Below are 6,244 nucleotides of genomic sequence, written 5' to 3'. Positions count from 1 at the left end.
CCTCTCCTGGGCACCATCTGTATTTAAAAAGGTCGGCTTTATGCCGGCCTTTTTTCATTTCTAGTTCCCGAAGCGCCACATCGCCATCTCGGGGCACTTCACACCGCCTTCCTCCGCCCCCCGCCCCGTCTCACTCTCCGCCCGAAACCGGGATTTCCCTAGGCTGACATCCGGTCGCCCACGCGGTTAAATAAATCAACGTGATTTATTTAATGCGTCGATCGCAGACGCCCCATGGAAGGAGACGCCATGAGAAGCCCGCACATCGGCCAGGGAAGCAACTCGGCCAACGTGCGCCGTTACAACGAGCGCCTGCTGTTGAAGACGCTGCGCCGTGCGGGCAGCGCGTCGAAGGCCGACCTCGCCCGTTTCGCGAACATGACGGGCACGGCGGTCGGCAGCATCATCGCGTCGCTCGCCGACGCGAAGCTGATCGAATTCGCCGGCCGCACCGAAGGCCAGCGCGGCCAGCCGGCGTCGCTGATCCGCCTCGATCCGCGCGGCGCGTTCGGCATCGGCGTCCATCTCGACCGGATGCGCATCGAGACGGCGCTCGTCAATTTCGCGGGCGACGTGCTCGGCCGCCGCTCGCACGACACGCTGCTCCCCCCGCCCGCCGACGTACTCGAGATCGTCCGGCGCGACATCGACGCGATGCAGGACCTGCTGCCCGCCCATGAGCGCGCACGCCTGACCGGCGTCGGCGTGGCGCAGCCGTACAACCTCGGCGCATGGATGCGCGAGCTCGGTCTCGCACCCGACACGTTCCGCGCCTGGGAAGACGTCGACTTCGCGAGCGACCTGGGGCGCACGCTGGCGCTGCCCGTGTTCGGCGAAAACGACGGCAACGCGGCCGCGATCGCCGAACTGTTCTACGGGTACGGCCGGCAGTGCGACGACTTCGTGTACCTGTTCATCGGCCCCGCGATCGGCGGCGGCATCGCGATCGACGGCGACTGCCTGCGCGGCGTGACCGGCAACGCCGGCGACATCGCCGTGATTCCCGTGCCGCCAAGCCGGCTGGCGTCCGCGCCGCCGCCGCGCGGCCCGTGGGACATCCTGCTGGCCCGCGCATCGCTGCATGCGCTCGTACGCCACCTGCGTCATCACGGCGAGACGGTCGAGAACCGCGCGGATCTCGAAGCCTGCATCGCGCGCGGCCTGCCGGCGGTCGGCGAATGGATCGACGACTGCGTCGACGCACTGGCCCCGGCATTGCGCGCGGTGCTGTGCGTGGTGGACGCGCCGGTGGTCGTGCTCGACGCCGATACCGACGCCGGCCTGCTCGATGCGGTGATGGCGCGCCTGCGCGCGGCTCTCGTCGCGACCGCACCGGAAGCACGCGGCACGCCAACGCTCGTGCGCGGCACGTTTGGCGCCGACGCCGGCGCAATCGGCGCCGCGACGCTGCCGATGTTCTTCAACTTCTCCCCGCGGGCCGGCATCCTGAAGGGCGCCCGCACCGAATCGCAGGAGGTCAACCATGTCGCGTTCTGAGTCGCCCCGGCCGCTGCTCGAGATGCGCCGGATCAGCAAGACGTTCCCCGCCGTGCGCGCGCTCGACAACGTCAGCCTGACCGTCTATCCGGGCGAGATCCATTCGCTGATGGGCGAGAACGGCGCGGGCAAATCGACGCTGATGAAGATCCTGTCCGGCGCCTACCGCGCCGACGCCGGCGGCGAAATCCTGATCGACGGCGAGCCGATCGACGTCGACGGCCCGCTCGCCGCGCGCGATGCGGGCGTCGCGGTGATCTACCAGGAGCTGTGCCTGGCACCTAACCTGACCGTCGCGGAAAACATCTACGTCGGCCGCGAACTGCGCAGCGGCAACCGGCGCTGGGGCACCATCGACCGCGCGGCGATGGCGCGCGGCTGCCAGGACGTGCTCGCACGTCTCGGCGCGCCGTTCGGACCGGACACGCTCGTCGGCACGCTGTCGATCGCCGAGCAGCAGCTCGTCGAGATCGCGCGCGCCGTGCATACCCGCGCACGCATCCTCGTGATGGACGAACCGACGACGCCGCTGTCGTCGCGCGAGACCGAGCACCTGTTCGGCCTGATCCGCCAGCTGCGCGAGGAAGGCCTCGCCATCATCTACATCAGCCACCGGATGGCGGAGATCTACGAACTGTCGGACCGCGTGTCGGTGCTGCGCGACGGCTCGTATGTCGGCACGCTCGAGCGCGAATCGCTGTCGGCCGAACGGCTGGTCGCGATGATGGTGGGGCGCGACATCTCCGGCTTCTACAAGAAGCAACATGCGCCGTACGATCCCGGCCACCTGCTGCTGTCGGTGCGCGACATTGCCGACGACGACCGCGTGCGCGGCTGCAGCCTCGACCTGCATGCCGGCGAGGTGCTCGGCATCGCCGGGCTCGTCGGCGCGGGCCGCACCGAGCTCGCGCGGCTGATCTTCGGCGCGGAGCCGCGCACGCGCGGCGACGTGAAGCTCGGCGACCGTACGTTCGGCGCGCATTCGCCGCGCGACGCGATCGATGCGGGCCTCGTCTACCTGACCGAAGACCGCAAGCGCCAGGGCCTGTTCCTCGACATGAGCGTGCGCGACAACATCAACATCTCGGTGTGCAATCGCGATGCGCGACTCGGCGCGCTCGATCTGGCTCGCGGCGCCGTACGCGCACGCGACGCGATCGCCTCGCTGTCGATCCGCGTGCCGAACGCGAACGTGAACGTCGGCGCGCTGTCGGGCGGCAACCAGCAGAAGGTGCTGCTGTCGCGCCTGCTCGAGACGAAGCCGCGCGTGCTGATCCTCGATGAACCGACGCGCGGCGTCGACATCGGCGCGAAATCCGAGATCTACCGGATCATCAACGAACTGGCCCGCGCGGGCGTCGGCGTGATCGTGATCTCGAGCGAACTGCCGGAAATCATCGGCGTCGCCGACCGCGTGCTCGTGATGCGCGAAGGCGAGATCGCCGGCGAGCTCGGCGGCCACACGCATACCCCCATCACGCAGGAAGCGATCATCGCGCTCGCGACCGGCTCGCAGGCCGAGCTCGCCGACGCGCACTGACCCCGGCTCCCTCATTTCCCTCTTCATTCAAGGTACCGAAATGATCAACCCGACCAAGCAACGGAACCTGGCTTCCGCGACGGCCCATCCGGTCGCCAACCGCACGCCGCTGATGCGCGGCGCCGATCATCGCGCACGCATGCAGTCGCTGCTGCGCACCGCCGGCATGCTGCCGGTGCTGCTGGTGCTGTGCATCGGCTTCGGCTTCCTGACCGACGGCTTCTTCACGCTGCAGAACCTGTCGATCGTCACGCAGCAGGCATCGATCAACATCGTGCTCGCCGCCGGCATGACCTTCGTGATCCTGACGGGCGGCATCGACCTGTCGGTCGGCTCGGTGCTCGCCGCGTCGGCGGTCGCCGCGCTGCTCGCGTCGACCATCCCCGGCTGGGGCTGGCTCGGCGTGCCGCTCGCGCTCGTCGTCGGTCTCGTGTTCGGCGCGATCAACGGCGGGCTCATCTCGTTCCTGCGCCTGCCGCCGTTCATCGTCACGCTCGGCGCGATGACGGCCGTGCGCGGCGTCGCGCGCCTGATCGGCAACGACACGACCGTCTTCAACCCGCAACTGCCGTTCGCGTTCATCGGCAACGGCTCAATCCTCGGTGTGCCGTGGCTCGTCATCATCGCGGTCGCGGTGATCGCGCTGTCGTGGTTCATCCTGCGCCGCACCGTGCTCGGGATGCGGATCTATTCGGTCGGCGGCAACCCGGAAGCCGCGCGGCTGTCGGGCATCAACGTGCGCGCGATCCAGCTGTTCGTCTATGCGGCATCGGGCCTGCTTGCCGGCCTCGGTGCGGTGATGTCGGCCGCGCGCCTCTACGCGGCCAACGGCCTGCAGCTCGGCCAGTCGTACGAACTCGACGCGATCGCCGCGGTGATCCTCGGCGGCACGAGCTTCGTCGGCGGCGTCGGTTCGATCGTCGGCACGCTGATCGGCGCGCTGATCATCGCGGTGCTGACCAACGGCCTCGTGCTGCTCGGCGTGTCCGATATCTGGCAATACATCATCAAGGGGCTCGTGATCATCGGCGCCGTCGCACTCGACCGCTATCGCCAGCGCGACTCGGCCCGCACCTGACACGCATCCGCCATCGTTCAACCATCGAGCGCAGGCAGGTCCTCCTGCGCCCGTCCGCCAACGGACCTTCCGGAGACACAACGACATGTTCAAGCACCACGCCGCCCTGACCGCCGTCGCCTGCGCACTCGCATTCGGCGCTGCCGCCGCCCATGCCGCCGACAAGCCGCTGAAATCGATCGGCGTCACGGTCGGGTCGCTCGGCAACCCGTACTTCGTCACGATCGTGAAAGGCGCGGAAGCCCGCGCGAAGCAGCTCAATCCGAACGCGAAAGTGACCGCGGTCTCGGCCGACTACGATCTGAACAAGCAGTTCACGCAGATCGACAACTTCATCTCCGCGCACGTCGACATGATCCTGCTCAACGCGACCGATCCGAAGGCGATCGAGCCGGCGGTGAAGAAGGCGCAGGCGGCCGGCATCACGGTGGTCGCGGTGGACGTCGCCGCGGCCGGCGCGAACGCGACCGTGCAGACCAACAACGTGAAGGCCGGCGAGCTGGCGTGCGATTACCTCGCGAAGAAGCTCAACGGCAAGGGCAACGTGATCATCGAGAACGGCCCGCAGGTGTCGGCCGTGATCGATCGCGTGAACGGCTGCAAGGCCGTGCTCGGGAAGAACCCGGGCATCAAGCTGCTGTCGAGCGACCAGGACGGCAAGGGCTCCCGCGAAGGCGGGATGAACACGATGCAGGGCTACCTCACGCGCTTTCCGAAGCTCGACGGCGTGTTCACGATCAACGACCCGCAGGCGATCGGCAGCGATCTCGCCGCGAAGCAGCTGAACCGCCCGAACATCGTGATCACGTCGGTCGACGGCGCACCCGACATCGAAGTGGCGCTGAAGTCGAATACGCTCGTGCAGGCATCGTCGAGCCAGGATCCGTGGGCGATGGCGCAGCAGGCCGTGAACGTCGGCTACGGGATCATGAACGGCCAGAAGCCGGCCAATCCGATGATCCTGATCGAGCCGACGCTCATCACGCGCGACAACGTGAAGGGCTACAAGGGCTGGAGCAGCCCGCGCTGATCGCGTCGCACGATCGGCGCTTGCCGCCGGTGCCGGGCCGGGCGATGCCGCTTTGCGCGGCGCCCGGCCCTGCCCGGCCCGTCCCCTCAACCGCTGCACCGCCGCGTGACACGCCGCGGCACAAGGTTTCGACATGACGACGACGTTCCCCCGGCTGATCGTATTCGGCGAAGCGCTGACCGACTTCATCCGCGACGACGCGCAGCACTGGCGCAGCGTCGCCGGCGGCTCGTGCTGGAACGTGGCGCGCGTCGGCGCGCGGCTCGGCGTGCCGACCGCCTTCGCCGGCACGGTCAGCCGCGACATCTTCGGCGACGAACTGATGCGCAGAAGCGCCGAGGCCGGGCTCGATCTGCGCTTCATCCGCCAGGTCGAGCGCGCGCCGCTGCTCGCGATGGTCGTGTCGAAACAGCCGCCCGAGTATTTCTTCATCGGCGAGAACAGCGCCGACCTCGCGTTCGATCCGGCTGACCTGCCCGACGGCGCGCTCGACGCCGCCGAGATCGTGCATGTCGGCTCGTTCGGCGTCGTGCGCGAGCCGCTCGCGTCGCGGCTGATCGAAGTCGTGCAGGCGGCACGTGCGGCCGGCAAGCGGATTTCGTTCGATCCGAACTATCGCGCGCCGATGGCCGCGCCGTCGTATCGCGACACGCTGCGCCGGCTCGCCGGTCTCGCCGACTGGATCAAGGTATCCGATGAAGATCTGCGCGGCCTGTTCCCCGAACTCGACGAAGCCGCCGCACTCGCGCAATTGCGCGCCTGGGCGCCCGACGCGAGCGTGCTGGTCACGCGCGGCGCGGCCGGCATGGAACTGCTGCATCGCGACACCGCGCTGTTCCAGCCGGCATTCGCGACCGACGTTGCCGATACGGTCGGTTGCGGCGACGCCAGCATCGGCGGCTGGCTCGCGAGTCAGCTCACGCACCGCTGCGCGCCGCCCGCCGACCATCTGCGCTACGCGGCAGCGTGCGCGGCCGTCGCCTGTGCGCATGCAGGCGCGTATGCCCCGACGGCGGACGAAGTCGCCGGCGTCGTGGCCGGCCGCACGACCGGCGCACCGGTCGACGCTGCGCTGTCGCACTAGGCGCCGCCAGACGGC

At 68.8% G+C, this 6,244-nt stretch carries 5 protein-coding genes; all 5 read left to right on the top strand.

Annotated features, from left to right (window positions below):
- The first annotated feature begins 249 nt into the window (after window positions 1-249).
- Window positions 250-1,497 carry an ROK family transcriptional regulator gene (locus C7H84_RS17645; RefSeq protein ID WP_121859965.1) on the top strand — a complete coding sequence of 416 codons (1,248 nt, stop codon included), beginning with the start codon at window positions 250-252 and terminating at the stop codon, window positions 1,495-1,497.
- Entirely contained in the window at window positions 1,484-3,037 is a 1,554-nt protein-coding gene (locus C7H84_RS17640; protein ID WP_121859964.1) for a sugar ABC transporter ATP-binding protein, read from the top strand. The genes C7H84_RS17645 and C7H84_RS17640 overlap by 14 nt, the downstream gene beginning before the upstream one ends.
- A 40-nt stretch (window positions 3,038-3,077) precedes the next feature.
- Window positions 3,078-4,115, top strand: coding sequence for a ribose ABC transporter permease (locus tag C7H84_RS17635; RefSeq protein ID WP_121859963.1), 1,038 nt, complete (start codon window positions 3,078-3,080; stop codon window positions 4,113-4,115).
- 85 nt (window positions 4,116-4,200) lie between these two features.
- Window positions 4,201-5,145: an ABC transporter substrate-binding protein gene (locus tag C7H84_RS17630; RefSeq protein ID WP_121859962.1), complete on the top strand. Its 945-nt coding sequence runs from the start codon at window positions 4,201-4,203 to the stop codon at window positions 5,143-5,145.
- 133 nt (window positions 5,146-5,278) lie between these two features.
- Window positions 5,279-6,229, top strand: coding sequence for a carbohydrate kinase (locus C7H84_RS17625; RefSeq protein WP_121859961.1), 951 nt, complete (start codon window positions 5,279-5,281; stop codon window positions 6,227-6,229).
- Window positions 6,230-6,244: the final 15 nt, after the last annotated feature.

This window comes from Burkholderia sp. Nafp2/4-1b, from assembly GCF_003635165.1.
Lineage (GTDB): Bacteria > Pseudomonadota > Gammaproteobacteria > Burkholderiales > Burkholderiaceae > Burkholderia.
Note: the sequence above shows the minus strand (reverse complement) of the source record. Positions and strands in the feature narration are given on the sequence as shown.